Below are 26,089 nucleotides of genomic sequence, written 5' to 3'. Positions count from 1 at the left end.
GCTGCTCACTCCTCCTGCCTGCTGGGACCCAGGGCCACGATGCGCTTCGCCTCCTCGAGCGCGAACTCAAATACGGCATCCGGGTGGAGCAACAGCCGCTCCGTGGCGATCGCGTGCTGCCGTACGCGAGAGACACTATGCGTCTTCGCGGTACGCAGCGCGGGCTCGACCGCCTCCCCGAGTGCGATCAGCGCCCGGCTCAGGCTCAATTGCGTTTCCCGTCCGCCACGACCGAGCTGGGTCGCCAGTACGTCGGCCAACTCGGGCTTCTCAGCCTCGGGCACGAGTACGACGGCGGCTCGCCAAGCGCTCTGTGCCACCTCGTCGTCGGCGTCGGTCAGATGCCCGCGCGTGATCGCCGGCCACGCCTGCCGGTCACCGACCTTGGACAAGGTGTGCAATGCCTGACTTCGAGCCTGCGCACGCTCTGAACGGAGTTCCTTGACGAGCTTCGGCACCGTGATCTTCGCTGAGTGCCGGGTGAGCGCCCACGTGAGCATGTCCCGCACATAAAACTCAGGCTCAATCGCACAACGCTGAATGAGCCCGTCGACGCACCGAGGATCTGGAGCCGTACCGACCGCGAGCGCAGCCTTGAGCCGCACTGACGAGTTGCTGTTCTGCAGCCCCTGGAGCGCTGCCGGCGTGTTCGTGTTCTCTGTGGACATGGAGAGCACCTCCTTGGCCACAGTGAAGGGCTTGTCACTGTGTCAAGGTCAAGCGCCAATGGTTCGAACGGGGCGAAGACGCCCCGCGATACGGTCCCGGCGCCGTTCCGCGACTCGGTGTCATTGTTCGGATACTTTGGGCTGGCTCAGGCCGATCCCAGAGAGTGAGCGAAGATGGCGACGGTGCTGGTGACGGGCGCGGCAGGGAATGTCGGTTCGAAGGTCGTCACGGAGCTTCGTGAGCGTGGCATTCCGGTCCGTGCCTTCGTCCGTGACCCGGATCGTGCGGCCGCCGTCCTCGGCGGCGAGACCGAGCTGGCACACGGAGACTTCGCCGAGCCGGCGTCTGTCCGGCGGGCTCTCGACGGCGTCGACCGGATGTTCCTCCTCTGCGCGAACGACCCCAGGCAGGTCGAGTACGGGACGAACGCGATCGACGCGGCAGCGGCCACGGGTGTCCGGCAAGTGGTCATGCTGTCCACGATCGGGGCAGAGGCCGGTTCCCCGACGGTCTTCTTGGACCAGCACGGCCGCATCGAGCAGCACCTGCGCGGCTCGGGTATCCCGGCGGTGGTGCTGCGCTCAAGCCACATGATGTCGAACATCGTCGGTTCTGCCGCGACCATCCGGCAGTCCGGCCGCTTCTTCCTCCCCGCCGGTGACGCACGCATCGCGATGATCGATCCGCGTGACGTCGCCACCGCCGCTGCCGCGATGCTGGTCACGGCCGAGCACGACGGCAGCACCCACGTCCTCACCGGCCCGGAGGCGATCACCTACACCGAGGTCGCGCGGCGTCTGTCGAGCACCCTGGGCCGCCCGATCGAGTACGTTGACGTCCCGGACGAGGTGGCGGTCACCGGGATGGCCCAGGCCGGTCTGCCGCAGTGGATCGCGGAGCAGGTAGTGGCTGTCTTCAAGGCGCTGCGCGGCGGTGTGAACAAGTCCACCACCAGCTCGGTGCGGGAAGTGACGGGCCGTGAACCGCGCGCCTTCGAGGAGTTCGCCCGCTGGGCGGCCCCGATGCTGGCCGGCGAACAGCACGCTTGATGCGCATGCGGGGGCGCGTGATCAGTGGCCCGATAGAGTGCAGATGTGCGTTGATCCTCCGGGCGGCAGCCACATGCAGCCGCAGACGGTGCGGGGCGTCTCCCCAACGGGGCCGCCCCAGCAGGCATACCCGTCATCACCCCACCGGAGATCCACACCATGACTGCTCAACAACCGCTCACCTACGACGCGTTCGTCGAACTCGCTGCTGCTGATCCGGCCGTCGTCGGCCTCGTCCTCAAAGGTTCCCGGGCTCACGACGACATGGTCACCCCCCACTCCGACCACGACCTCTACGTGGTCATCGCCGATGACGCCATGACCGATCTCACCCGGTTCGCGGGCCACCGCACCCCCGCACTCGACCTCGTCATCGTCTCTCTCACGGAGTTCCGTGCAGCCGGGATGCCCGGTTTTGAACGCTACGCCCTCGCCCGCGCCCACATCCTGCTCGACCGCCTCGACGGAGGCATCGCCCAGATCCTCGCCGACAAGGCTCGCCTGGGCGCAGCTGAGGCCTTCCAGGACGCCAGCGGCTGGCTCGACGCCTACGCCAACTCGCTCTACCGCTCCATCAAGAACCACCGCGACGGCCAGGCCCTCGCCGCTCGCCTCGACGCCGCCGACAGCATTCGCTTCCTGCTCGAGCTGCTCTTCGCCCTCGACCGGCGCCCCCGCCCCTACAACAAGTACCTGCACTGGGAGCTCGCCCGACACCCACTGCCCCGCTGGGACACCGAGGCATTGCTCGGCGCCGTGGACCGCATCACGGGAACAGGCGACGTGTCCCTACAGCGGCACCTCTTCCTCCTTGTCGAGTCGGCGGCCCGAGAGGCCGGACATGGTGACGTGCTGGACGCATGGGGCGAGGACCTGGAACTCATGCGACCGCAATAGCGGGACGGAGAGAATCCCTACAGTCCTGTTCATGGCTGTCGGCCAGCGAGGGCTGCGGTGATCTGGCGGGTGGTCTGTGCGGCGATGCGGGGGTTGGCGGCGGCGTACGTGGTGTAGGCGTTGAGGCCGGTGGCGAGGGCCCAGCCGCGGCCTCGGGTCCAGGTGGCGTCGTCGATGCCGAGTGTGGCGCGGAAGACGGCCCGGCTTCTGGCGGACATGAGGGTGAAGGCCATGATCAGGTCGCAGGCTGGGTCCCCGATACCGAGTCCGCCGAAGTCGATGACAGCGCTGATGTGTCCCTCGATGGTCAGCAGGTTGCCGGTGTGGAAGTCGCCGTGGAACCAGACCGGAGGGCCGCCCCATCCGGGGGCACCCAGCGCCGCGTCCCACAACTCGGTCATGGCCGCGGCGTCGAACGTACCGTCGACTTCCGCGATGGCAGCCCGAGTTGAGCGGTCGCGATCGGCCAGCGGCTGTCCCGTGAGGTCCTCGCGAGCATGGTGGGCGGCGAAGTCATCGGGTACGAATGCGTGGAGTGCGATGAGGAACTCGGCCAGTTGGACAGCCGCCTGGGACGAGTCGGCCAGTGCCTCGACGGTTGCCACGTCGCCGTCCAGCCAGCGCGACACCGCCCACGGCCAGGGGTAGTCGAGGTCGGGCTCACCGACTGCCACGGGTCTGGGGATGGCCAGGGGCAGGTGCGGGGCGAGCCGGGGAAGCCACTCGGACTCCTTGACGGCCTGCCTGTTGGCTCCGGCATGGCGGGGCAGCCGTACGGAGAGCTCCTCGCCGAGCCGGTAGATGACATGGTCCGAACCGGCCGGGTCCAGCAGGGTGAGAGGGAGGTCGGCCCACTGCGGGAACTGCGTGTCGACCAGCCGTCTGGCCAGGGCGGCATTGATCGCGGGGCGGGAACTTGTGGTTGTCCTGATTGCCAAGAACGACTCCGATGGTGACCCCACTGCATGCGACGGAGCAGGTTGGCGCGCAACGCTACAGAGCAAGCAGGCCGGCTGTCGTCTCCTTAAAGCCGCAGGCATCGAAATAGAACGTACGCAGATGTTCCTCGAAGTCGACGTGGAGCCATTGGCACTTCGCGGCGCGGGCTCCGTGGGCCGCGGTTGCGACCAGCGCGGCGCCAATACCTCTCGTACGACGATGCTGCGCAACGACCGTGTCCAGGACGAAGGCATGGACGCCACCGTCCCAGGCAACGTTCACGAAGCCGACCAGAGAACCGTCTTCCCACGCGCAGACCCAGCCGAGACTGTGGCGCTCAAGTCGTGCCCGCCAGTCGGTCTGAGCGACGGGGTGGCCGAAGCCGTCAGCGTGCAGTGCGTTGAGGGCGGCGTTGTCGAAGTCGCCCCGCCACTCGTACCTGATCGTCACGTCTCGATCCTCACGTCCGCGCCAAGTCAGTGACCGTATTCCAGCGCGAGGAGGGCTCGTTGGGGAATGACGCCCCGCCTGGCTCACCAGTCACCAGGTCCTGCCGGCCTGCTCCCGGACCGCGCGGTTGATCCGGTTGAAGAAGTTGGTCATCGCGATCTCCAGGATGATCGCGCCCAGTTGCCCCTCGCTGAAGTGGTCGGCCGCGGCGTCCCAGATGTCGTCGGTCACGCCAGGTGCGCCGTCCTGGAGCCGGGTGGCGGCCTCGGTCAGAGCGAGCGCCGCCCGCTCCTGATCGGTGTAGAAGGGCGTCTCGCGCCACGCGACCACGTTGTGCAGCCGCTCGTTGGTCTCACCGGCCTTCTGTGCCGACTCTGTCGAGGCGAAAACGCATGGGCTGCAGCCGTTGATCTGGCTGGTCCGCAGATGGACCAGCGACAGCAGGCGCTGGTCGACGCCCCCGGCGTGAATCGCCTTGTAGAGGTGCTGGATCGCTGTGATCACGTCGGGGTTCGCCGGGCCGTTCATACGTGCTTCCATCGGTGTTGCTCCTTCATCGGTTACCTACGCCCCTTCGGGCCCGTCATCACCCATGACGGAGCAGAACCGAGGAAGGTAACCACATGTCCGACACCACGCAGGCGGATCCGATGGCCGAGGCGTTCGAGGCCCAGCGTGACCGGCTACGCGCGGTCGCGTACCGCATGCTCGGATCGCACACCGATGCCGAGGACGTGGTCCAGGAGGCCTGGTTGCGCCTGTCCCGCCAGGACACGGCGACCATCCACAACCTCGCCGGCTGGCTGACCACGGTGGTCGGCCGGATCAGCCTCGATGTCCTGCGATCGCGCCAGGCCCGCCCCGAGGCGTCCTACGACGACCGCCTGGCCGAGCTCGTGATCACGCTCGACGACAGTCCAGTTCCCGAGGACGACGCGGTGCTCGCCGACTCGGTCGGGCTCGCGCTGCTCGTCGTTCTGGAGTCGCTCGGGCCCAGCGAGCGGCTGGCGTTCGTGCTGCACGACCTGTTCGCTGTGCCGTTCGACGAGATCGGCCAGATCCTCGGCAAGTCCACCGCCGCCACCAAGATGCTCGCCAGTCGCGCCCGCAGAAAGGTGCAGGTGACCCAGCGGCCGGCCGTCATCGGACGGGAGCAGCGAGCGGTGGTCCAGGCCTTCCTGGCGGCGGCTCGCGGCGGCGACTTCGGGGAGTTGCTGCGGGTACTCGACCCCGAGGTGAAACTGACCGTCGACACCGCGTCCGGCGTAGTCGTCACCCTGGGCGCCACCAAGGTCGCGTCCGGCGCGCAACTGTCGGCCGGCGCTGCCGCGCAGGGGCGGGCGGTGCTCGTGGGTGGCCTCCCAGGGATCATTTCCTGGCGCGAGGACGGCACCCCGCTCTCGGTCGTCGCCTTCACCGTCGTCGACGCCCGGATCACCGCCATCACGGTCCTGACCGACCCGGCCAAGCTCGCGCTGATGAACCTGCCGGATCCGGTGTGACGGTCCGGCCGGGAAGCCGAGGCCGGAACGAGTGTGCTGTGCTGAAGCGGCCTGTCAGCGACGGATGGCGGACGGGTACGTGGGGTGCGCCCTATGCGGCGAGGACCGACTGTTGTTGCGTCAGCGGTCGTGTGCCCTGGGCGCGGCGGCTGGTGAAGACGTAGAGGCGCAGGATCAGGAAGCGGGCGGTGCCGGCGAGGGCGGAGGCGGTGAGGTAGACGGTCTGTTCGGTGAGCAGGCTGGGGGAGGGCTGTATCTGGTGCAAGGCCCATATGGCGAGGCTGGTGGTGAGGTAGGCAGCGGTGGCCGAGCCCGCGGACTGCCAGTGTTCTCGCCATGTGGCGCTGCGGTGTTGGGTGAAGGTGTAGCGGGCGTGGAGTTCGGTGCACAGAAGAGTCGTGGCGACGGTGATGATCGCGTTGGCGGCGGCCCAGGGGATGCTGATGGCCAGCAGTGGTACGGCGAAGCTGGCGAGGACTCCGGTGCCGCCGCCGAGGATGACGAAGCGGATGAAGGAGGCGAGGGCGCCGGGGCCGGCCACGGTCGCCGCCTGGGGGTTGTGTGATTGCGGCGACTTCATGGTGGCGTCCTTCGGGAGAGGGGTTGGGCGTTGCGGGCGGTGATCAGAGGCTGCGGGCGCTGATGTCGCCGTGGGTGGTGGTGGCGTGGATGCTCAGGGCTGCGGAGCCGCCGGTGTTCATGAGGGCGTTGTGGACCCGGCCGTAGCCGGTGCCGGCGTCCAGCGAGGCGGAGACGCCACGGGCGGCGCCGACCGTGATGTCGCCCTGCTGAGTGCGCAGGGTCACCGTGCCCTTGGTGGCCTCGGCGATCTCGATGTTGCCGCGCTGGGTGCTGATCTCGGCGGGGCCGGTGATGCGGCCGACCGTGATGGTGCCGTCGTGGGCGCTGAGGCGGGCGCTCGCCGCCTCGTCGAGCTTGACCGAGCGGTAGCCGCCCTCGAAGGCGACGTCGCCGAGGCGTCCCACGCCCCGCAGTTCGGCGGCGCCGGTCTTCGCCTCGACGCGGGAGCCGGCCGGCAGCTGGACGGTCACCTCGACGGATCCCGAGTGGCCGAGGAGCCGGTTCTTCGCCTCCGGGGACTCGATACGCAGGACGCCGTCGGCGTAGGCGACCTTCACCTGCTCGGCGGCCTTCACGTCGCGGCCCTTGGAGGCGTCCGCGGGGCGGATCTCGACGGTGGTGTCGGTCCGGTCGGTGGCGATGAACTGGATGCGTCCGGCGGGGATGTTCAGGACGGCGGAGATGCCGGCGGGGGTGTCGAACTTCTGCATCGTGAGCTCCTTGTTTCAGGTGGCGGGCGCTCCGTCGGCCCGTCGTTTCCGATGACGGAAAGCTACGTTGCGTTCAAGATTCGAGCAACCAAGTTGTTGCGCTCGAGCGCCATAAGTGCAGGTAGATTGCGGAGAATCGTTGCAACGGTCTTGAAGCTAATGCAATGCTCCACGTTCGGTCTGTTGCAATGGATGGGGCGTGAAGGCTATGCGCGAGGTGCTCGCGTCACGCCGGAGCGGCTATGTTTCTGTCGTGGACACGCTTACCTGGATATCGGCGGCAGTGGCATTGGCCAGTGCGTCAACGGCCGCGCTCCTGGGGTACTGGCAACAGCGCCGGATTGCCTCGGTCGAACGCCTCAACTACATGGACCGGTACGGCGCGTCGCTCGCCTGGGCGGCATTCGACCTGCAGAGCCGCCTGTTCAACATCCTCAGCGGCAGGTACTTGACCATGTTCCTCGTACAGGGAACGGACAAGGAAGCAGAACTCGCCCGGCGCAGCACCGTGTTCGTCATCGCCGAGTATCTGGGATGGGTGGAAATCCTCCGGCGCGATGTGCAGTTCCTCGACCTCGGCAGCAGCCGATCAAACCGCCAGGTCATGACGCAACTGTCCGAGATCGCCGAGACGTTCAACAGGGCAACCGCCCGCCACGACGAGTTTCGGCTGTTCCGTATCCAGCAGCGCGCCATCGGCAGCGTCATGATCCACCCGGGTGGCGAGCCGGGCCGCCGACGCTGCCTCGACTACGTCGAGTTCTGCGAACTCCTCGACGCCGACAGCCGCTTCGCCGCGTGGTTCTCCGAACTGCTCGCGGATGTGGACGTGATCGCCACGGACATGGCCCCCGCCGAAGGGCGCCTACGATCGCTGCAGCGCGAGCTGGTGGAGCTCATCAACCTGCTCGACCCGGACGCCGTACGGTTTCCCCAGTTCCACCGACAGGTGTACACCCCGTAGAGCTCGCAACCGGGTAGCCGTCGCGGCCGCGCGAGCCATCATCGGGGCCCCGGTCACGGAGACGCCGTGACCGGGGCCCCGGGATCAGCTACCGCGGAAGGTGCCGACCGCCGCTAGTTCCGGTACCGGAACACGATCCGGCCGCGCGTCAGGTCGTACGGCGGGAGCTCCACCAGCACCCGGTCTTCCAGCATGATCTTGATGTAGTTCTTGCGGATCTTCCCGCTGATGTGCGCGAGCACCTGGTGGCCGTTCTCGAGTTCCACGGTGAACATGGCGCTGCGCAGGCACTCGACGACCTTGCCCTCGACTTCGATGACGTTCTTGTTCTTCGTCATCGCACCAGCTCCAGGTTGCTGTTCATCGGCTGGGCGCCGAGGCCCTCGAACAGTGCCGAAGCCGCTTGGTTGGACTCGTGGACTTCGGTCCAGGCCGCGGCGAACCCGGAGCGGTGCAGCGTCCCCAGCGCGTGGGCCAGCAGCGCCCGCGCGATGCCGCGGCGCTGCTCGTCGGCCCGGACCGCGACCAGCCCGATGCGTGGCCGGATCGCCGTCACCACCCGGATCAGACCCAGGTAGCGGTCCGGCGTCGCGGCCACGGCGTACTTCGACGGGTCGACGATGGTGTCGCCGTCGGGGCGGGGAATCACCTCCGCGGGCATCGACTGCCACCCGACGGTCGCCTCGACTTCGTCCCGGATCGCGCGGTCCACCGCCCGCAGCAGACTCTCGTCCGCCTGACCGGCGGGCACGATCGTCACGCCCGACGGCGGCAGGACTCCTCCGAGCCCTGTGACCCGCGGGTCGGTCGGCACGACGTACTCCCACTCGCGGCGCCGGATCGTGAAACCGGCCCGTCGCCAGCCGGCCGTCAGCTCGACGTCGGCTTCGTCGACCACCGTGTACAGCGGCGCCGGCAGTTGGGCCAGCATCGCCTCGGCGAGCCGGTCGAAGGCGGCGTCGTGCCAGGCGTCGATGCTGACGAACAAGCGTCCGTCGGGCCGGTGCATCGCATGCCCGCGGCCGACCACCAGGTCGTCATCCAGCGCATGCCATTGCCTGTCCGCGACGCGCGTGACCATCACCGCGTTCTCGCTCAGGCCAGATGTGAAAGGCTTCGTGTTCATCGGAGTCTCCCTCCAGGAGTGCCTCGATCTCAGGCGCTCCTGGCGACACCGAACGTCAGCCGCCGGACCGTGACGGGTTGAGGGAGCACCCACGGGTAACTGTGTTCACGGGGCTCACCTCCATACGACGACTTCACGGTCCGCCACGAAAGTAGCAGCGGGGCGCCGCCTCGCTCCAATCCTTTTCGGTCCAGTCGAACTCGCCGGCCGCGGCACAACCGCCGAACCCTCAGATCGTGCCGACAGTGAGAAGGGCGGGGCCGGCGGCGAAGAGTCGTGCGCAGCGTTGTGTCATGGCGTCGGGCGTCTGGTCGGGGTGGGTGACCCACCAGCGGACGAGGGCGGTGCACAGGCCTCGCCAGGCGTACTTGAGGGCGTCGGCGTCGAGCGGATCGGTGGATCCGGCGGCGTGCAGGAGGTCGGCGGTGCCGGTCGTGGCGAGGTCGTCGATGGCGCCGCGGTAGTGGGCCGCGCGTCGGGCGGCGTCGCTGTCGGGCGGCAGTGTGGCGTCGTAGAGGACGAACCACGCCTCGCGCTGCCCGTCCAGGACGGTGAACAGAGCGTGCAGCACGCGCAGGGGGGTGGGTGGTGAACCGGGGGACGGTTCGGCCATCGCGGCGCGGATGGCCTCCAGCAATCGCTCGCCGACCGGGTCGAGGCAGGCGAGGTAGAGGTCTTCCTTGCTGCCGAAGTAGTGGTGCAGCAGTGGCTTGGTGACGCCCACGCGGGCGGAGATCGCGGCGACGGTGGTGGCCTCGTAGCCGTGACGGCCGAACTCTTCGGTGGCCGCGGCCAGGACCTGTTGTTCGCGCGCGGCCCTGGGCACGCCCTTGGTGCCGGCTCTGGAGGGAAGCGTTGCCATAGAACTGATATTACCTTACGGTAATTTACCGTTGGGTCAATTCCTGGACCTCGCTGGGAGCACACGCATGCCTGCCACCCCGTCCGACCCGCGCCCCACCCGTACCCGCTCCTGGTGGGGCTGGGGCTATGCCGACGCGCACCCCGACGACACGGAATGCGCCGCGTTGGGAGCCCTGTTGCCGGGCACCCTGGCCCGCCCGCTGCCGATACCCCGAATCGCCGACCTGACCATCGCGCGCCCCGCCGTGACGCCCCCGCCCGCACTGGCGCACTCGGTCACCGCCGATCCCGAGGCGCGCGCCGCCCACGCCATGGGCAAGGCCTACCGAGACGTCATCCGAGCCCTGCGCGGCCGGCCCGGCCGGATCCCCGACCTGGTGGCCCGGCCGGCCAATGACCAGGAGGTGGCCGACCTGCTGGACTGGGCCGGCGATCACGGCGTGGCCGTCATCCCCTTCGGTGGCGGCTCCTCGGTGGTCGGCGGTGTGGAGTACCGCGGTGACGCCCACCGCGCTGTGCTGTCACTCGACTTGACCTCGATGGACCGCGTCCTGGAGATCGACACCGTCGGCCGCTCGGCACGCATCCAGGCCGGCGCGCTCGGCCCCGTACTGGAAGAGCAGTTGCGGCCCCATGGCCTGACGCTGCGCCACTTCCCGCAGAGCTTCGAGTTTTCCACCCTCGGCGGCTGGCTGGCCACCAGGGCCGGCGGCCACTACGCCACCGGCCGCACCCACATCGACGACTTCGTGCAGTCCCTGCACGTGATCACGCCCGCCGGAACGAGCACATCCTGGCGCCTGCCCGCATCCGGCGCCGGACCCTCACCCGACCGCCTGTTCCTGGGGTCCGAGGGCACGCTCGGCATCATCACCGAGGCATGGATGCGCCTGCAGGAGCGCCCGCGGTACAAGGCGTCCACGGCCGTCGCCTTCACCGACTTCCACCAGGCGCTGGGGGCGGTGCGTGCCATCGCCCAGTCCGACCTCGCCCCCGCCAACTGCCGCCTGCTCGACCCCGGCGAGGCACTGCTGTCCGGCGCCTCGCACGACGGCTCCACCGTCCTGGTCCTGGGCTTCGAATCCGGCACCACCCGGGTGGAGGACCGCCTTGCCACCGCCCTGGACCTGGCCCGAGCCCACGGCGGCCGCGGCGATGCGCGGACCGTGGACCGCGACGCCCCGGCCGACGCGGCCGTGAGCGCCTGGCGCTCGGCGTTCCTGCGCATGCCCTACCTGCGTGACGGCCTGGCCCGTATGGGCGCCGTCATCGAGACCTTCGAGACCGCCGCCACCTGGGAGGCGATCCCCGCCCTGATCGACGCCGTCCGCACCCAGGTGGGCGGCGCGGCGCTGAAGGCCACAGGACATCCGGCCACCATCAACTGCCGCCTGACCCACGTCTACCCCGACGGCGCCGCCCCCTACTTCACCGTGGCCGTCGCCGGCCGACCCGGCGACGAGGTCGAGATCTGGGACGACATCAAGGCCGCCGCGAACGACGTCCTGCACCGCCACCGCGCCACCATCACCCACCACCACGCCGTCGGCCGCGACCACCGCCCCGCCTACGACCTCCAACGCCCGCAACCCTTCGCCTTGGCCCTGCGCGCAGCCAAGAACGCCCTGGACCCCCACGGCATCCTCAACCCGGGCGTCCTGATGGACTGAGAAGGCGACAGGCCCTGATCGGTCCGTGCAGGGGGCGTATTGAAGTCACGCCCCCCGTAACCTCTTCCTGTGCCAGCCTCCCCCCTGCATCGCGTCGCCGTCCTTGTGCTCGAGGGTGCGAAGCCGCTCGATGTCGGAATTCCTGCGCAGGTGTTCACGACCCGCGCGAGCATGCCGTACGAGGTGCGGGTGTGCGGGGCGGCACCCGGTCTGGTGACCGGCGGCGATGGCCTGGCGTACTACGTCGCCCACGGCCTCGACGCGCTTGCGTGGGCCGACATCGTCTTCGTCCCCGGCTACCGGTTCCCGGACCGCGACGACCCGCCGCAGGCCGTCGTCGAGGCACTGATCGCCGCCCACGACCGGGGCGAGCGGCTCGCCGCGATCTCGACGGGCGCCTTCGCGCTCGCCGCCACGGGCCTGCTCGACGGCAGGCGCGCCACGACGCACTGGCACTACACGCGGGCACTGGTGGCCAGGCATCCGCTGGTCCAGGTCGACGAGAACGTGCTGTTCGTCGACGAGGGCAGCGTGCTCACCTCGGCCGGCGCCGCCTCCGGCATCGACCTGTGCCTGCACATCCTGCGCGGCGACCTCGGCGTGGCCGCGTCCAACCACGCGGCCCGGCGTCTGGTCGCCGCCCCCTACCGCAGCGGCGGCCAGGCCCAGTACGTGCCGCGCAGCGTCCCCGAGCCGCTCGGCGAGCGGTTCGCCGCCACCCGCGAGTGGGCACTGCACCGGCTCGGCGAGCCCCTCACGCTAGACATACTGGCGCGGCAGGCGGGGGTGTCGCCGCGCACGTTCTCCCGGCGCTTCGTCGAGGAGACCGGCTACACGCCGATGCAGTGGGTGATGCGCGCCCGCATCGACCTGGCCCGCGAACTGCTCGAGCGCTCGCAGCGCAGCGTCGAACAGATCGCCGCCGACATCGGGCTCGGCACCGGCGCGAACCTGCGCCTGCACTTCCAGCGCATCCTCGGCACCACACCCAGCGAGTACCGGCGCACCTTCACCCGGGGCGAGTAACCCACCCGGCACCGCGTGGCGGGATCCTTTTGAACCGTGGCGATCCCGCCACTGTCAGCGGCGCCGGCCGCGGGCGAGGCTGGTGGGGAAGGGAAGGGACATCACTCATGACTCGCATCGCCATCAACGGATTCGGCCGCATCGGACGCAATGTGCTGCGCGCCCTGCTGGAGCGCGACAGCGCCCTCGAGATCGTCGCCGTCAACGACCTGACGGAGCCCGCCACTCTCGCCCGGCTCCTCGCCTACGACAGCACGGCCGGCCGGCTCGGGCGCCCGGTGACCGTCGACGGGGACGCCCTCGTCGTCGACGGCCGTCGGATCACGGTACTGGCCGAGCGCGAACCGGCGCAGCTGCCGTGGGCCGAACTCGGCGTCGATATCGTGCTGGAAGCCACCGGCCGCTTCACCTCGGCCAAGGCCGCCCGCGCCCACCTCGACGCGGGCGCGAAGAAGGTACTCGTCAGCGCGCCGTCGGACGGCGCCGACGTCACGCTCGCCTTTGGGGTCAACACCGACGCCTACGACCCGGCCGTGCACACGATCGTCTCGAACGCCTCCTGCACCACCAACGCGCTCGCGCCGCTGGCCGCGGTCCTCGACGAACTCGCCGGTATCGAGCACGGGTTCATGACGACGGTGCACGCCTACACGCAGGAGCAGAACCTGCAGGACGGTCCGCACCGCGACGCCCGTCGCGCCCGGGCCGCCGGCGTCAACATCGTGCCGACCACGACCGGCGCCGCCAAGGCGATCGGCCTGGTGCTGCCGAACCTCGAGGGCAAGCTGTCGGGCGACTCGATCCGCGTACCCGTGCCGGTGGGCTCGATCGTCGAACTCAACACGACCGTCGCCCGCGACGTGACGCGCGACGACGTGCTGGCGGCGTACCGCGCCGCGGCGCAGGGGCCGCTCGCCGGCATCCTCGAGTACTCGGACGATCCGCTGGTGTCGTCCGACATCGTGGGCAATCCCGCCTCGTCGATCTTCGACTCGGCACTCACCCGCGTCGACGGCCGCCACGTCAAGGTGGTCGCCTGGTACGACAACGAGTGGGGCTTCTCGAACCGCGTGATCGACACGCTCGAGTTCCTCGCCACCCACTGACCGGACGCCGGAGTGGTACCCCGCAGGCCAGCACTTCCTTTGGGGTGCTCTGGTTGAGCAGTCAGGCCGATCAGAGCACTTGGTCACACAAGCGGGTCCGCCCGGCTTCCGGAGGGTGCGGGAGCGCCACGGCCGGTCAAGCCACGGGGATCTTCAGCCAGCGGGGCGGCGATCGCGACCATGCGGTGCATAACGTGGACCGGGATGCCGGGGTTGCGAACGGCGTTCTCCGCGCTCTGCGGATCGAGCAGGCGTGCCACCAACTCATCCGGCGGCATGACGGGGTTCATCAAGGCACGCCGACGCACGCCCAAGTCGGCATCGGCGGCCAATCGGACCGTGTCCTCGGGCGCGAGCCGACGGTCCGCGGCGGCGGCCCTGCGGACGATCTCGTGGGGATCGTGGCTGAACTGCTCGACGAGTGCCGTGGTGGAGGCCGGGTCGTCGAGCGTGAGAGCCCGCAGGCGCGGGTTCGGATCCGCCGCGAAGCGCAACAGGCCGTTGCGGGGGAAGTTGGGATGGCTGCGCGGCCGGCCGGGGAACGACAGGCTCCCGTCCCACCATCCTGCTACCTCAAGAAGCATCTCGGGTGGGGCGTTGTCGCAGGACTCAGCCAGGAAGAGACGCACCACGCGGTCCTCGTCGCGGGCGAGGGTCGCCACCACATCCGCGGGCAGCCGCGGTGCCCTCGCGACACTGCGGCGGACGAGCAGCTTGGCGGAGCTTGCGAGTTGGCGCATGGCGTCGGCGTTCCCGTGCAAGGCGCCGACCCACCACAGTGCCATCGTTAGGCCCTCCGGGTCGATGTCGGGAACGTCGGAGGCCATCGCGGCGATCTCGTCAGGTGTCGTTGGCAGCACAGCGTCAGGGTGTGGTGCACGCCCAACGCCTCGGCCGCCGTACGAGAGCCGCCGGGCTGCCAGTTGCTCCTCGGCGAGCTCCGTCAACTGCTCACGCAGGTCTGGCTCGGGCGAGGCAGCGATGAGCCGTTCCCATTGAGCCGGGGAGAGACGGCAGATTTCCGCAACACTGCCGCGCACGCGCCGTGTTCCGTGGACAACCGCGGCGTCCATGACACGATCCGGTAGGTCTTCGCGGTGCAGAAAGCCGGTCTCACCCGCGTCCAGGAGCTTGACGAGCAGCTCAACGGGTGCCGCACGATTGAAGCCGAGCTGGTAAAGCCACGAAAGCCCCACTCGCCGGCTGACTTCGGTGGCCTGAACCAACCTGGCCCAGGCAGTGCCGTGTGCGGCGGGGTGTATTTCTGTCATCGGCACGCAGTTCCTTGATGGCGGAGGAAGCCGGCGAAGCCTTCATGAGCTTCGGTGCGTCGTGTTCGGCCTGGCGGATCCACTCCAGCAGCAGCCGTGGTCGGCCACCCAAGTTCGACCCTTAGGCCTACGAGGCCCGGCGCGCGGTCGAGTACTGGTCCGACAACAACTCGAAGACCCGTACTTGCCGACCGGAGGTGGGATTGACGGTCTCACGGACCGGATGCATCCCCAGTTTGGTCATGATCCGTTCGGAGGCGTCGTTGCCCACTTGAGTGATGCTGACGATCCGTTCCAGCCCTCGCTCTTCGAACCCGAACCGTACAGCGGCCGCAGCGGCCTCGGTGGCCAAGCCCTGCCCCCAGTGGGAACGTCCCAGCCGCCAGCCGACCTCAACCGCCGGCAGTACCTCCGGCAAGAAGTTGGGCACCGAATGGCCGGTGAACCCGGCCAGCTCGCCGGTGGACCGGATCTCCACGGCGAACAGGCCGAAGCCCTGTGACTCCCACTCGCTCTCCCATGCCTGGATCCCGCTGCGAGTCTGCTGTTCGTCACGGACGCTGCCGTCACGGATCCACCGCATGACCTCGGGGTCGGCATTGACGGCAGCCATGGGCGCAACGTCTTCCTCGCGCCAGCGACGCAGGATCAAACGGGGAGTCTCAAGCGTGACCATCCAATCATTCTGGATCACAAAGTGGGCTCTTCGCCATCCTCACCAGGCACTTTCGATGGCGGCCGCGGCCAGCACGGCGCGAGGACGGGTCCCCAAAGTGCCCTGATCGCCGAGGTGCGGTCGCTCCGAACAGATCGGCCGGCATCCCGGCGGCGCCCTGTGGTGCGGGCAAGGTCAGTTGGGGGCGGTAGGCGTCAGATGCAGGGTGAGTCGGAGAACGCGCAGCAGTCCTGCTCGGACGCGGCCGGCTCCGCTGACCGCCTGCGATCGAGCGACCGGTGGCGGGGGATGCCGCCCTGGGGTGCGGAGAGTTGGGGAAATCCGGCAGGTGCAGTCGCCCGTATGTCGGCTGCACCCGCTGGGCTGGGTGGGTCCTGGGCCGGCTCAGATGCGGCGCACGGTGTGCAGTGTCGTGGCGTAGGTGCCCGAGCCGTCGAGCAGGGATGCGCCGCCCAGGTCGGACATGGTGGGACCGTTGACGGTCTTGCGGCTGGAGAGGAAGCGGCGTTTGCCGGCCTCGTCGAGGCCCAGGTAGATGCCGACGTGGTCGATGGTCAGGCTGGCCCCGTCGTCGCTGGAGTCGGCGTTGAACAGCACCAGGTCGCCGGGCTGGAGCAGGGCCGCGGTGGGCGGGGTGGTTCCGGTGGCGCGGTCGACGACCACTCCGGGTGCGTAGTCGGCGATGTGCCGGGACTTGCGCGGGATCCGGGTGCCGGAGGTGTCCTCCTCCGCGGCGAGGGGAACGCCCAGGTGGTAGCCGTAGACCATGCGGGTGTAGCCCGAGCAGTCGAAGTTGCCGACCTGCTTGCTGGAGGGGCCCTTGTACGTGCCGTCAGGGAAGGTCCAGCCCACCTTCATGTACTCGTGGAAGTCGGCGCCCTCGAGCCGGTAGCCCTGCGCGTCGAGATAGCCGTACCCGGCCTCGCCCAGCACCTGCTTGCCCTGGGCCGGTCCGGCTCCGGCGGTGACCGCCGGGGCGCCGCCGAGGAACATCGCGGCGTAGGCGAGTACGTCCGGGAGGGTGGATCCGGCCCAGCCGCGGATCGTCTGCTCCAACTCGGCCGTCCAGGTGCCGTCGAACGGCTCGGGCAGCAGGCGTAGCCAGTCGCCGTGGGTGACGGTCGGCAGGACCGCCCAGTTCGCGGCGTCCACTTCGAGGCGGCTCACGGACAGCCGGACCGGCAGGTTGGTGCAGCCCTCGTTGGCCAGGGCGCGCAGGCCCACCCGGCCCTTGGTCAGCGTGGGCGTGGAGTCGGTGATGTCGAAGGCCCACGAAGACGGTTCCGCCGACGCGGACGGCCAGGCCTTCGCCTGGATGCGGGCGCCCTCCCGCCGTACCCGGATCGTCCAGTCGGTCCCCGCCGGCACACCCGTGGCCAGGGAGACCGCCGTTGCCAGCGAGGTCACGTCGTTGGCGACCTCCTTCTCCAGCCGCATCTCGACCGCCCCGGAGGTGAGGAAGGACAGCCGGGCCCGGTAGTGGTTCTGGGTGCTCGTGTAGCCGAAGGTCAGCGCGAACGAACAGGCCTGGCCCGTCGGGACCTTGTCGAGCCTGGCCGTGCAGCGCACGTCGACGTCGGTGATCTCGTCGTCGCGCAGGCTGGCGTGCCGGCTGTACCCGGCGGTCGAGAGGCCGATGATTCCGGTGCCCGGTACCACCGAGAAGTCGGTCTTGAAGGTTTCGGACGTGACCCACTTGCCGCCGCCGGGCGAGGTGCCCCAGTAGACGCGGTCCTCCTCGTCCAGGGCGAGGTCCGGCAGCGTCCGCTGGAAGTCGTCCACGAAGGGCCGCTTGTTCTCCGCGAACGTCCGCTGCGGGCCGGGCAGTACGACGGTTCGCGCGCCGTGCGTCAGCAGCGCGACGCGCTTGCCGCCGGAGGTCACCTCGGTGCGGGCCGGGGTGCCGGAGAGCACGATGGTGGTGAGCGGGGTGGTGAGGGCCACCGGGGTGAAGTAGGAGGCGCCCAGCGGCGCCATGGTCACCCAGGAACGGGCCGAGGACAGGCCACCAGGCCCCGGGAAGGCCGGTACGTCCGCCGCCGCAGCGGCGGCACGCGCCGGAGCGGCCGCCAGACCGGCGAGCGGGGCAGCGGCGGCAGAGGCCGCGAAGGCGGCGAGGAGTCTTCGTCGAGATGTGTGAGACATGTGTTGATGATCCATTGCCGCCCGCCGACGCGTGGCGGCACCCCCAACTTCGGCCAGTGCCACGCGAGGTGGGCGATCCGGCGGGATATGACACGCGGACGGACAGGCGGGCGTCAGCCCGATGGGTCCACCTCTTCGCCCGCGGGCCGTGACGGTCCCGCGGGCTTTGCCGGCTCTGGGACTGGCCAGGTGGGCACGCTGAGCATCGCGTCGGTGTGAGCGTTGATCTCTGTTTGGCGACGGTGCGGATGTCGTTGCCGAGCGGGCGCATAGGCTCGCCGGCATGGCTCTGCGACCTGTTCACGTGATTATCAAGGCTCTTGACGCCTCGGCGGTCGGCCGGTTCTGGGCGGAGGCGCTCGGCTGGAGTGCTTACAGCCCCGGCGTGACGACCTACGTCGGCCCCGCCGGCGGCCTCGTCTGGCCGCACCCGGTCGCCGTCGGCGTCGACGTCGTTCCCGTCCCGGAGCCCAAGACGGCGGCCAAGAACCGTGTGCACCTCGATCTCGCCACCACTTCTACGGCCCATCAGGCGGAGTTGGTCGCGCGCCTCCAGTCTCTCGGTGCGACGCCCGCCGACGTGGGCCAGGGCGATGTGCCGTGGACGGTCCTCGCCGACCCGGAGGGCAACGAGTTCTGTGTGCTGGAGCCTCGGGAGATCTACCGGGACACCGGGCCGATCGCCGCCGTGGTGGTCGACTGCGCCGATCCGCGGGCCATGGCCCGGTTCTGGGGCGAGGCGATGGACTGGACCCTGCACGAGGTGACCGACGACCATGCGGCGTTGCGCTCCGCCAAGGGCGTCGGCCCCTATCTCGAGTTCATCCGCACGCCCGACGTGAAGACCGTGCCGGACCGTGTCCATCTTGACCTGCTGCCGTACCCCGGTGACGACAAAGCAGCGGAGGTGACCCGGCTGCGCGCCCTCGGCGCCACCGACCTCGACCTCGGCCAGGGCGACGTCCCGTGGACGTGCCTGACGGACCCGGAGGGCCACGAGTTCTGCGTCCTTGCCCCGTCCTGATGCGGAGCCTTGTGCCGTATGCGCCGTGACCCGGTGGGTTGGGCTGCGGCGACTCGGCCGGTCGATTCGGGCGGCGGGAGTTTGCATGGAGGACGAGACCAGCTTGCGCTCTCGCCGACCGCAACGTTCAACTCGCCGACCAGGGCGCTAAGCCTGTGCCACAACTACTCCTCGAATGCAGTGAGTCACCAGTTCGGGCGGGTGGGGGAGATGATCAGGTCGTTGGCGGTGACGTCGGCGGGCTGGTTGAGTGCGTAGACAACGGCATCGGCGACGCTCTCGTGAGTGACGGCGATCTTGTTGAGTTCCTGGGCGGCCTGTCGCCCCACAGGATCGGTGACCCTGTCGGCCCAGCCGGTGTTGATGACGCCCGGGTTGATCGTGGAGTGCCTTGATGCCTTCGCGGACGCCGAGTTCACGGCGCATGGACTCGGTGACGGCCTGGACGAAGAACTTCGTGGCGCTGTAGACGTCGGCGCCGTCGCCGACCTGGTGCCCTGCCACGGAGTCCATGTTGAGGATGTGACCGGAGCCGCCCGCGAGCATCACGGGCAGGACGGCGTGAATGGCCTTGAGATAACCGCGGATGTTGACGTCGATGGTTCCGTAGGTGTCGACCGCGAATTCGGCCAGGGCCTGGGTGTCCTGGGCCTGGGCGACATCGATGACCTTGGCGAGGGCGGTACCGCCGCTCTGGTGGAGTCGGCGACGAGCCGGTCCAGGTCCTCCTGGCCTCGGGCGGCGGCGACGATCTTGGCGCCGCGGGCTGCGAGGGCCTTGGCGGAGGAGGCGCCAGTGATGACGACGACCTTGCCTTCGAGGTGGTTCATTGGAGTCTCCCGGCGCGGTGTTGTGGCATGCCGGGACTCAGGCGTGAGGGTCACCCCGGCTCGACGAGTTGGAGGCCGACCTGCTGGCCCGGCCAACGCGCGATCGGCGAAGGCTGGCGCGGTGAGGTCGAAGGACTCGGCCTCACCCTGAAGTTCCTGCGCAGTAGGCGCTCCCAGGCCCAACGTGCCGCCGCTGCCACAGGCAGTGTGGACCTGGGCATGCCACCACGGCCCGGGGCCCGAGCAGGAACGGGACAGGGAACCGGAGCGGGTGGATTCAGGGGTGTATGAGGCTGTCGAGTTGTACTGCGAGGTCGGGGTGGGTGGTGGTCAGGTGGGGGCGGGTGGCGTTGAGGGGGCGGATGAGCTCGGCGGGGTCGTCGTGGGCGAGGGCCGCGTGGAGCTGGCTGAGCGGGAGATGGGCCGGGGTGGGCAGGTCGGTGAGGGCGGTGATCTGGCCCGCGATGCGGCGCAGGTCGGCTGCGTTGTGGCGGGCCCAGGTGGCGGTGGTGCGTTCGGCGGCGCGGCGTTCGCGGGTGGCCTGGACGCGTTGTTCGCCGGTGGTTCCGGCGGGGCCGGGGCGGCCGCGCAGGTAGCGGCGTTCGGCGGCCTGGCGGCTGGCGACGCCGAGGGGGTGGGCAAGGTCGGCCCAGCTGGCTCCCGCGTCGCGGGCGGCTTCGATCAGGCCGGTCTCCCATCCGGCGAGCTGCTCGCGTACCTGCCGCAGCAGCATCAGGGAGGCCAGCGCCTGCTCCGGCCCGGGGCCGGGAGCATCCCGGGTGTCCGGGGACTCTCGCTTGGCGCCGCGCAGGGCGTCGTCTATGGCGTGCAGGGCCGCCGCGGCGGCGTGGAACGACGCCGGGCTGTGGGCAGTCGTGCTGGTCGGGGACGGCTGGTCGGCTGCGGTCACGGACACCTCCCTCGTTGTCATCATTAAGACGACATTGTGTTTGTCATCCATTGGATGACATGTTACAACGGTGTCAGTGAGGCGCATTGGCAGCAACTGCCTGAACCTGCTGGAGGTGTTTTCACGATGTTGATGCGCACTGACCCCTTCCGTGAGCTGGACCGGCTGGCGCAGCAGCTGATGGGCCCGGGGACCTGGTCCCGCCCGTCGGCGATGCCGATGGACGCCTACCGCGAGGGCGACGAGTATGTGGTGGCCTTCGACCTTCCGGGCGTCACCGCGGACGCGATCGACATCGACGTCGAGCGGAACATGCTCACCGTCAAGGCCGAGCGGCGGCCGGTGGCGAAGACCGACGACGTGCAGATGGAGCTGTCCGAGCGGCCGCTGGGTGTCTTCTCCCGCCAGATAGTGCTCGCCGACACCCTCGACACCGAGCACATTCAGGCCGACTACGACGCGGGCGTGCTCACTCTGCGCATCCCGATCGCCGAGCGCGCCAAGCCCCGCAAGATCTCCATCGGCGTCGGATCCGGCCGCAAGGAGATCTCCGGCTGACACCAGCCGGACGGGTGCGGAGGGCGGGTACCTGATCTCCCCTTCACCCCGCTCTCCGCACCCCCCGCGGGCAGTCCGAAGAAGAAGGGGTGGCAGCCGAGATGACTCTGCGATGCGAAGCGTTCCTCGGCCACGTGAAGGAACGCGGCGAGTACGACTCTGCGGAGGAAGCCGAGCGCGCGGCCCGTGTGGTACTTGCCCTCCTCGGCGCGCACCTGGTCGGCGACGTCCGCGCCCAGCTGGCGGCGCGCCTGCCTGAGGCGTTCGCCCTGATCCTGCTCAACCCGCTGCAGAGCGCCGAGCCGCTGCCCCCGGAGCGGTTCGTGCGCGCAACCGCCGCGTGGATCGAAGGCGCCACCGACCAGACCGCCGCCTGGGACGTCAGTGCCGTGCTGTCGACCGTCGCCGACGCCGCCGGCGAAGACCTGCTGGGCCAGATCCTGCTCCAGCTCCCCGCCGGCTACGACCTGCTCTTCGGCCGCCCCCAGCCCACCTGACCATCCCGTCCCCCGGTGCCCGAACACCGGCCACAGCAAGAAAGGCAACCACCCCCGTGATCTCCGACCGGCACGCACCGTCCCAGCAGCCGTACGGGACGGCATACGAGCAGATGCTGGAGAAGGTTCGCTACGAGGGCGCCTACCCCACCCGCGAGAGAGCCGACGAAGCCGTCCGCCTGGTTCTTGCCGGACTGGGGCGCCAGGTGACCGGCGACGAACGCGTCGACCTGGCCGCCTGCCTGCCCGTGGAAGCCGCACGCGTGCTGACCGCGCAGATCCCCGACACCCAGCCGCTGACCGGCTGGGCCTTCGTCAAGGACCTAGCCGCCCGCACCGGCGCCTCCCTGGCCACCACCCGCTGGGACACCGGCTCCGTCTTCTCCGCCGTCGCCACCTACGCCGGCCCCGACTTGATCACCCGTATCCTCCACCAGCTCCCCACCGGCTACGCCCTGCTGTTCGGCCGCGCCGAACTCACCCCCGCCGCGTAGACGGCGACGTACGTGCTCGGAGGGCGGGCGCGACGACCGGCGCATCGCTGCCCGCCCTGCGTCCCCGAGGTCGCCTTCCTGGCCGGGGCCCGGCCCCAGGGGCTCTTTGACGCATATCTGGGTCACACACCCACCACGTCCGCCGTGGCGGGATACTCATCCCAGGTCCGGCCATCGAGCATGCGGCCGCCAGCCTTCGGGGTCAGCCCACCGACCTGCTTGAAGAACAGAGCCACCCGACGATCGACACACCGGTCTCGAATGTCGCGAACCCAGGCCAAGTCCAGCGCTCGGTGAGCCGGGCCGCTCTCGCCGCCGACGATCACCCAGTCGATCCGCGAAAGCTCCAGCGAAGGCACTGGCCCAAGCAGCGGCTCCAGCGACAGGAACCGGACGGCAGCCGGGATACCCCGCAGCTCATCAGCCCGCCAGCAGTACTCATCCGACTCGATCGACGTACCGATCCAGACGTTGGGCAGCGGCCACGAACTCAAGGCGTTCCAATTGGCCGCGCGCTTGCGCACGTCCTCGCGTACGGGCCTGGCCAGCGCAACAGCATCGTCCTCTGACAGCCGTTCCATCTCGCTCCAGACCGCGTCCACGAAGTTCTGCGATTCCAACAGACGCCGCAGACGCCGGGGCCTCTTGGTGAGTACCTGGAACTGGTGTTGCGGCGCCAGCGCCATCGTCGCGAAGGTCCTGGCCACGAACTCCGTGGGGACACGGGCGTGGCCGACATCGCTCAGGCGATCTGTCCGGCGGCGGCTCGTTCATCACCGCGAGCATCCCCGGTGCGGCCGCCCAGGCATCCCGCACGGCACAAGCCCTCCGCACACCACTGTGCCCCCGTCCCTGGAAGACACGTGCCACACCCACAAGGCGACAGGCTCTCCGGCCGTGGCACCGACCGGTCGCAGCCCTGCCGCCTGCCGTGGGACGCGAAAGCCCCAACCGGCTGTGCCCCGCCCCGCGCCGTAGCCGCGAAAGGCACGTGCCGACAGAAGGCTCAGGGTGGGGGCCCCGGTGTCTGGTCAAGGCAACGGGGGTGCGTTGGGTCGGGGGAGCGGGGCGATCCTTGATCTTGTCGCAGAGAGGGGCTGGAAGTGTCAGTACTCCGAGGGAGAGACGGTGCTTCCGGTGCCCAGGGCGGAGGTCGTGCTGTCCCGCCCGGCCGATGCCGAGTGCCCGGACCTGCGGGTCTGGCCGTCTGCCGGTGTGTTGGTGATCTTCCGTTTCCAGGCCGACGATGAGGTCGACTTCGACGTCGACTTGCGGGAGTTGCAGGGCCAGGAGCGACTTGATGTGTTCTGCGGCTTCCTGCGGGAGATCGGGCGGCGGCTGGGCAAGCCGGTGCTGATGGACCCGGAGGGGGACTACGGCCATCCCGTCCTCGGCTTCGATGTCGAGGCTGATCGAGTCGTTGTCCTCGCAGCCCCGCAGGTCAGGTAATTGAGGCCGACGGCTGCAGTTCGTAGAAGGTTCCGTTGATTGCATCGCGAAGAGGACGTCGCTCCTGTTCTTCAGCTGGGACAGGGCGCGCTCGACGCGATCCCGACGGACAACCATGCACGAGGTCGCTAGCGGGACTGCCACAGGGTCGAAAGGAACCGGCGGTAATCGCGGGCCAGGGGCTCGTCACACAATGAGCCATTTCCAACCTGATGGTGCAGGTCAGTGGCGTCGTGAAGGTCGGTAGCCGGGTCAAGCGAGGCTCCCGCTGAACGTGCAGGTAATCGTGGATGCGGCCGGACGCCTCGTCTGGACGTCGGCGGCACGTCCCGGCTCGGCACACAACCTGACGGCTGCGCGAACCCACGGCATCATCGCCGCGTTGACCAACGCTGGCGTGATGGCCTTCGCGGACAAGGCGGGTCAAGGCGCCGGCGGTTTGGTGCGTATCCCGTTCAAGCGGCACTGCTACCGGCCGAAGCTGTCGCGCCGGCAGAAAGCCGTGAACAAGGCCGCCCGGATCCGCTGCGACGGCGAACTCGCCGTCGCCACCCTCAAGACCTGGAAAATCCTGACCGCGCTGCGCTGCAGCCCCTCCCGGACGACCGCCGTGGTGCAGCAGGCCATCCTCGTTCTCCGCCACGTCGAAAACCCGACCCACCAAGGAGGAAGAACGCTCAGCAGCTATGCCGACCGACCCCAGTGATGAGTTTTCGCGCCCGCACCCGTCACACCTACGACGGGACACGACGAGGCGGAAGGATGACGTGATGAGTGCGGACACGTGGCTGGAGGAGCTGGGCGTGAGCGGTCTGGGCGAGGTCGACGAGGCGGCGTTCTCGGGGCTGGCGGAGCGGCACCGGCGGGAGCTGCACGTGCACTGCTACCGGATGCTCGGGTCGTTCGAGGACGCTGAGGACACCGTGCAGGAGACGTTCCTCCGTGCCTGGCGTCGGCGGGAGACCTTCGAGGGACGGTCGACGTTCCGGGCCTGGCTGTACCGGATCGCCACCAACGCCTGCCTGGACCTGCTCGCCAAATGCCGCCCGGAGCCTGCGACCGGCGGCGAGGTGCTGTGGCTCCAGCCCTACCCGGACCGGCTGCTCGACGAGCTGCCCGCGGGCGACGCGGACGAGCCGGAGACCGTCGCCGTCGCGCGGGAGACGATCGAGCTGGCGTACCTGGTCGGCGTCCAGCACCTCGCGCCGCGCCCGCGGGCCGTGCTGATCCTCCGGGATGTGCTCGGCTGGCCGGCGAAGGACGTCGCCGAGATCCTCGGGGACTCCGTCAACTCCGTGAACAGCGCGCTGCAGCGGGCCCGCGCCGGCATGCGGGAGCACCTGCCCGCCGAGCGGCAGGACTGGACCGGCGGCGAGCAGGACGCCGGGACGCGCGAGCTGGTGCGCCGCTATACCGACGCCAGCGTGGCCACGGACGTCCCGGCGCTCGCCTCGATGCTGCGGGACGACGTGCGGTGCTCGATGCCGCCCACGCCGGGCCTGTACGTCGGCCGCGACGCGGTGGTGAACGACTGGGTCGAGAGCGGCTTCGAGGGCATGAAGGGCCTGCGCGCCGTCCCCACCTCCGTGAACCGGCAGCCCGCCGTCGCCTTCTACCTCTGGCGGAAGCAGGAGGGCGCGTACCTGCCGCTGACGATCGACGTCCTGCGCGTCACCGGCGGGGCGATCACCGAGATCGTCACGTTCCACGACGACCAGTTCCCGCGGCTCGGGCTGCCCGAGCGCCTGCCGGCGGACGGCACGGAGTAGTCCCGGTGCGGACGCTCGCGCTGCGCGGTGGCGCGCGTGTCGCGGTGGTCGCGGCGGAGTAGTACGGCGCGTTCGGCGTCGTCACCCGCGGGCGGGTGCAGCTGGAACTGCGCGACGGCGAGCCCGGGCCGGTCCTTGGACGCGACGCCGGGTTCTGGCTCCGCGGCACCGGCGTCCGCGCCCTGCGGAACCCAGGCCGTCGTACGGCGAGGGCGCGCATCGTCACCCCCAGGGACAGGACCGTCACATGCCAGTCGACACACCCCGTACCCCAGTTACCCAATGATGGAGGAACGACATGAGCAGCATGAATGACACCGGGGTCGTCGCAGGCCCGGCGCCGGGCCGGACCAGCCGCACCCACCGACTCCGCGGCCTCGCAGGCACCGGCGTCATTGCCACGCTCGCGTCGATGGTGGCCACCACCCTCGCCGCGGCGCTTGCCCAGGCCGTCGGCGTCGACTTCGAGGTCCCCGCTGGTGGCGAGACGATCCCGTTGTCCGGGTTTGCCGTGGTGACCGGCTTCTTCTCGGTCGTGGGCATCGTCATTGCCGCCGCTCTTCTTCGTTGGAGCGCTCGCCCCGCCGAGCGATTCGTGTGGACGGCAGTGTCGTTGACCGCGATCTCGTTGATCCCGCCCCTCCTCTCCGGGGCAAACACCGCCACCACCACCGCCCTCCTCGGGCTACACCTCGTCCCTGCGACGGTGATGATCCCCACCTGGCGCGGAGCCTCCGCATCCGGACCGATTGACGATCCCGCAACGGGACAATGGGCGGCGCAAGGGCGTGCGCGAGCGCGCCTCCGACGTGGATTCGGCTCCTGCGCGGCGGCTTGAGCCGGGATCTGCCCTCTCTCGGGTCGACGTCAGGCTCAGCCCTGAGTCCTTCGAGATGGTGGAAGCGCCGGGCC

At 69.5% G+C, this 26,089-nt stretch carries 28 protein-coding genes and 3 pseudogenes; 15 read left to right on the top strand and 16 right to left on the bottom strand.

Annotated features, from left to right (window positions below; translation table 11 throughout):
- Positions 1-5 precede the first annotated feature (5 nt).
- Positions 6-668: a HEAT repeat domain-containing protein gene (locus OHT76_RS01395; protein WP_328868837.1), complete on the bottom strand. Its 663-nt coding sequence runs from the start codon at positions 666-668 to the stop codon at positions 6-8.
- A 174-nt stretch (positions 669-842) separates the two neighbouring features.
- Here OHT76_RS01395 and OHT76_RS01390 point away from each other — a divergent pair, with 174 nt between their 5' ends.
- Both OHT76_RS01390 and OHT76_RS01385 read left to right on the top strand, forming a co-directional pair.
- Positions 843-1,718: an SDR family oxidoreductase gene (locus OHT76_RS01390; protein ID WP_328868836.1), complete on the top strand. Its 876-nt coding sequence runs from the start codon at positions 843-845 to the stop codon at positions 1,716-1,718.
- Between the two features lie 159 nt (positions 1,719-1,877).
- Positions 1,878-2,615, top strand: a complete 738-nt coding sequence (locus OHT76_RS01385) for a hypothetical protein (RefSeq protein WP_328868835.1) — start codon at positions 1,878-1,880, stop codon at positions 2,613-2,615.
- 29 nt (positions 2,616-2,644) lie between these two features.
- On the opposite strand, the gene OHT76_RS01380 is transcribed toward OHT76_RS01385, so the two are convergent.
- The 3 genes from OHT76_RS01380 to OHT76_RS01370 all read right to left on the bottom strand — a co-directional run bounded on the left by OHT76_RS01380 (position 2,645) and on the right by OHT76_RS01370 (position 4,544).
- Positions 2,645-3,553, bottom strand: coding sequence for an aminoglycoside phosphotransferase family protein (locus OHT76_RS01380; RefSeq protein ID WP_328868834.1), 909 nt, complete (start codon positions 3,551-3,553; stop codon positions 2,645-2,647).
- Between the two features lie 55 nt (positions 3,554-3,608).
- A complete protein-coding gene (locus OHT76_RS01375) occupies positions 3,609-4,004 on the bottom strand; it encodes a GNAT family N-acetyltransferase (RefSeq protein ID WP_328868833.1) in 396 nt (131 codons plus the stop codon).
- A 90-nt stretch (positions 4,005-4,094) separates the two neighbouring features.
- The gene (locus OHT76_RS01370) at positions 4,095-4,544 is read right to left on the bottom strand and encodes a carboxymuconolactone decarboxylase family protein (RefSeq protein WP_328868832.1); all 450 of its coding nucleotides are present in this window, start codon (positions 4,542-4,544) and stop codon (positions 4,095-4,097) included.
- 83 nt (positions 4,545-4,627) lie between these two features.
- Here OHT76_RS01370 and OHT76_RS01365 point away from each other — a divergent pair, with 83 nt between their 5' ends.
- Positions 4,628-5,506: a sigma-70 family RNA polymerase sigma factor gene (locus OHT76_RS01365; RefSeq protein ID WP_328868831.1), complete on the top strand. Its 879-nt coding sequence runs from the start codon at positions 4,628-4,630 to the stop codon at positions 5,504-5,506.
- Between the two features lie 91 nt (positions 5,507-5,597).
- On the opposite strand, the gene OHT76_RS01360 is transcribed toward OHT76_RS01365, so the two are convergent.
- Complete coding sequence (locus tag OHT76_RS01360; protein ID WP_328868830.1) at positions 5,598-6,086, bottom strand: GtrA family protein; 489 nt, start codon at positions 6,084-6,086, stop codon at positions 5,598-5,600.
- A 43-nt stretch (positions 6,087-6,129) separates the two neighbouring features.
- Positions 6,130-6,798 carry a DUF4097 family beta strand repeat-containing protein gene (locus tag OHT76_RS01355; RefSeq protein ID WP_328868829.1) on the bottom strand — a complete coding sequence of 223 codons (669 nt, stop codon included), beginning with the start codon at positions 6,796-6,798 and terminating at the stop codon, positions 6,130-6,132.
- A 208-nt stretch (positions 6,799-7,006) separates the two neighbouring features.
- On the opposite strand from OHT76_RS01355, the gene OHT76_RS01350 reads away from it, so the two are divergent.
- Entirely contained in the window at positions 7,007-7,762 is a 756-nt protein-coding gene (locus OHT76_RS01350; RefSeq protein WP_328868828.1) for a hypothetical protein, read from the top strand.
- 113 nt (positions 7,763-7,875) lie between these two features.
- Here the strand turns inward: OHT76_RS01350 and infA are convergent, their stop codons facing one another.
- The 3 genes from infA to OHT76_RS01335 form a co-directional block, all read right to left on the bottom strand.
- Positions 7,876-8,100: a translation initiation factor IF-1 gene (gene infA, locus OHT76_RS01345; protein WP_010981942.1), complete on the bottom strand. Its 225-nt coding sequence runs from the start codon at positions 8,098-8,100 to the stop codon at positions 7,876-7,878.
- On the bottom strand, positions 8,097-8,888 hold the full coding sequence (locus OHT76_RS01340) for a GNAT family N-acetyltransferase (RefSeq protein WP_328868827.1): 792 nt from the start codon (positions 8,886-8,888) through the stop codon (positions 8,097-8,099). The genes infA and OHT76_RS01340 overlap by 4 nt, the downstream gene beginning before the upstream one ends.
- A gap of 229 nt (positions 8,889-9,117) precedes the next feature.
- The gene (locus OHT76_RS01335) at positions 9,118-9,750 is read right to left on the bottom strand and encodes a TetR/AcrR family transcriptional regulator (RefSeq protein WP_328868826.1); all 633 of its coding nucleotides are present in this window, start codon (positions 9,748-9,750) and stop codon (positions 9,118-9,120) included.
- Between the two features lie 67 nt (positions 9,751-9,817).
- Between OHT76_RS01335 and OHT76_RS01330 the strand changes: the two genes are divergently transcribed.
- From OHT76_RS01330 to gap, 3 genes are all read left to right on the top strand, one after another.
- Positions 9,818-11,422 (top strand): FAD-binding oxidoreductase, encoded by a 1,605-nt coding sequence (locus OHT76_RS01330; protein ID WP_328868825.1) that lies wholly within the window; start codon positions 9,818-9,820, stop codon positions 11,420-11,422.
- Positions 11,423-11,491: 69 nt separating this feature from the next.
- Positions 11,492-12,448: a GlxA family transcriptional regulator gene (locus OHT76_RS01325; RefSeq protein WP_328868824.1), complete on the top strand. Its 957-nt coding sequence runs from the start codon at positions 11,492-11,494 to the stop codon at positions 12,446-12,448.
- A 107-nt stretch (positions 12,449-12,555) separates the two neighbouring features.
- Entirely contained in the window at positions 12,556-13,554 is a 999-nt protein-coding gene (gene gap, locus OHT76_RS01320) for a type I glyceraldehyde-3-phosphate dehydrogenase (protein WP_328868823.1), read from the top strand.
- An 83-nt stretch (positions 13,555-13,637) separates the two neighbouring features.
- Here the strand turns inward: gap and OHT76_RS01315 are convergent, their stop codons facing one another.
- From OHT76_RS01315 to OHT76_RS01305, 3 genes are all read right to left on the bottom strand, one after another.
- Positions 13,638-14,825, bottom strand: coding sequence for a hypothetical protein (locus OHT76_RS01315; RefSeq protein ID WP_328868822.1), 1,188 nt, complete (start codon positions 14,823-14,825; stop codon positions 13,638-13,640).
- Between the two features lie 127 nt (positions 14,826-14,952).
- Positions 14,953-15,501 carry a GNAT family N-acetyltransferase gene (locus OHT76_RS01310; protein ID WP_328868821.1) on the bottom strand — a complete coding sequence of 183 codons (549 nt, stop codon included), beginning with the start codon at positions 15,499-15,501 and terminating at the stop codon, positions 14,953-14,955.
- A 384-nt stretch (positions 15,502-15,885) separates the two neighbouring features.
- Entirely contained in the window at positions 15,886-17,646 is a 1,761-nt protein-coding gene (locus tag OHT76_RS01305; RefSeq protein WP_328868820.1) for an NlpC/P60 family protein, read from the bottom strand.
- A 283-nt stretch (positions 17,647-17,929) separates the two neighbouring features.
- On the opposite strand from OHT76_RS01305, the gene OHT76_RS01300 reads away from it, so the two are divergent.
- Positions 17,930-18,670: a VOC family protein gene (locus OHT76_RS01300; RefSeq protein WP_328868819.1), complete on the top strand. Its 741-nt coding sequence runs from the start codon at positions 17,930-17,932 to the stop codon at positions 18,668-18,670.
- A gap of 185 nt (positions 18,671-18,855) precedes the next feature.
- Here the strand turns inward: OHT76_RS01300 and OHT76_RS01295 are convergent, their stop codons facing one another.
- The 3 genes and pseudogenes from OHT76_RS01295 to OHT76_RS01285 all read right to left on the bottom strand — a co-directional run bounded on the left by OHT76_RS01295 (position 18,856) and on the right by OHT76_RS01285 (position 20,410).
- Positions 18,856-19,089 (bottom strand): short-chain dehydrogenase, encoded by a 234-nt coding sequence (locus tag OHT76_RS01295; RefSeq protein ID WP_328876766.1) that lies wholly within the window; start codon positions 19,087-19,089, stop codon positions 18,856-18,858.
- Positions 19,090-19,102: 13 nt separating this feature from the next.
- Positions 19,103-19,216: pseudogene (locus tag OHT76_RS01290) on the bottom strand (SDR family NAD(P)-dependent oxidoreductase); the annotation flags it as partial.
- A 561-nt stretch (positions 19,217-19,777) separates the two neighbouring features.
- Entirely contained in the window at positions 19,778-20,410 is a 633-nt protein-coding gene (locus OHT76_RS01285) for a type III effector protein (RefSeq protein ID WP_328868818.1), read from the bottom strand.
- A gap of 126 nt (positions 20,411-20,536) precedes the next feature.
- Here OHT76_RS01285 and OHT76_RS01280 point away from each other — a divergent pair, with 126 nt between their 5' ends.
- The 3 genes from OHT76_RS01280 to OHT76_RS01270 all read left to right on the top strand — a co-directional run bounded on the left by OHT76_RS01280 (position 20,537) and on the right by OHT76_RS01270 (position 21,959).
- Positions 20,537-20,968: an Hsp20/alpha crystallin family protein gene (locus tag OHT76_RS01280; RefSeq protein WP_093906005.1), complete on the top strand. Its 432-nt coding sequence runs from the start codon at positions 20,537-20,539 to the stop codon at positions 20,966-20,968.
- 101 nt (positions 20,969-21,069) lie between these two features.
- Complete coding sequence (locus OHT76_RS01275; RefSeq protein ID WP_328868817.1) at positions 21,070-21,465, top strand: DUF2267 domain-containing protein; 396 nt, start codon at positions 21,070-21,072, stop codon at positions 21,463-21,465.
- Positions 21,466-21,521: 56 nt separating this feature from the next.
- Complete coding sequence (locus tag OHT76_RS01270) at positions 21,522-21,959, top strand: DUF2267 domain-containing protein (RefSeq protein WP_328868816.1); 438 nt, start codon at positions 21,522-21,524, stop codon at positions 21,957-21,959.
- Positions 21,960-22,081: 122 nt separating this feature from the next.
- Here OHT76_RS01270 and OHT76_RS01265 read toward each other — a convergent pair whose 3' ends face one another.
- Entirely contained in the window at positions 22,082-22,705 is a 624-nt protein-coding gene (locus OHT76_RS01265; RefSeq protein WP_443049905.1) for a DUF5131 family protein, read from the bottom strand.
- Positions 22,706-23,027: 322 nt separating this feature from the next.
- Between OHT76_RS01265 and OHT76_RS01260 the strand changes: the two are divergent.
- The 4 genes and pseudogenes from OHT76_RS01260 to OHT76_RS01245 form a co-directional block, all read left to right on the top strand.
- Positions 23,028-23,408 (top strand): annotated as a pseudogene (locus tag OHT76_RS01260) (hypothetical protein); the annotation flags it as partial.
- A gap of 268 nt (positions 23,409-23,676) precedes the next feature.
- Positions 23,677-24,114: pseudogene (locus OHT76_RS01255) on the top strand (transposase family protein); the annotation flags it as partial.
- A 64-nt stretch (positions 24,115-24,178) separates the two neighbouring features.
- A complete protein-coding gene (locus tag OHT76_RS01250; RefSeq protein ID WP_328868814.1) occupies positions 24,179-25,177 on the top strand; it encodes an RNA polymerase subunit sigma-70 in 999 nt (332 codons plus the stop codon).
- 298 nt (positions 25,178-25,475) lie between these two features.
- Complete coding sequence (locus tag OHT76_RS01245) at positions 25,476-26,015, top strand: DUF6069 family protein (protein ID WP_328868813.1); 540 nt, start codon at positions 25,476-25,478, stop codon at positions 26,013-26,015.
- Positions 26,016-26,089 lie beyond the last annotated feature (74 nt).

This window comes from Streptomyces sp. NBC_00287 (assembly GCF_036173105.1).
Taxonomy (GTDB): domain Bacteria; phylum Actinomycetota; class Actinomycetes; order Streptomycetales; family Streptomycetaceae; genus Streptomyces.
This window is presented reverse-complemented; position numbering and strand designations above follow the sequence as displayed.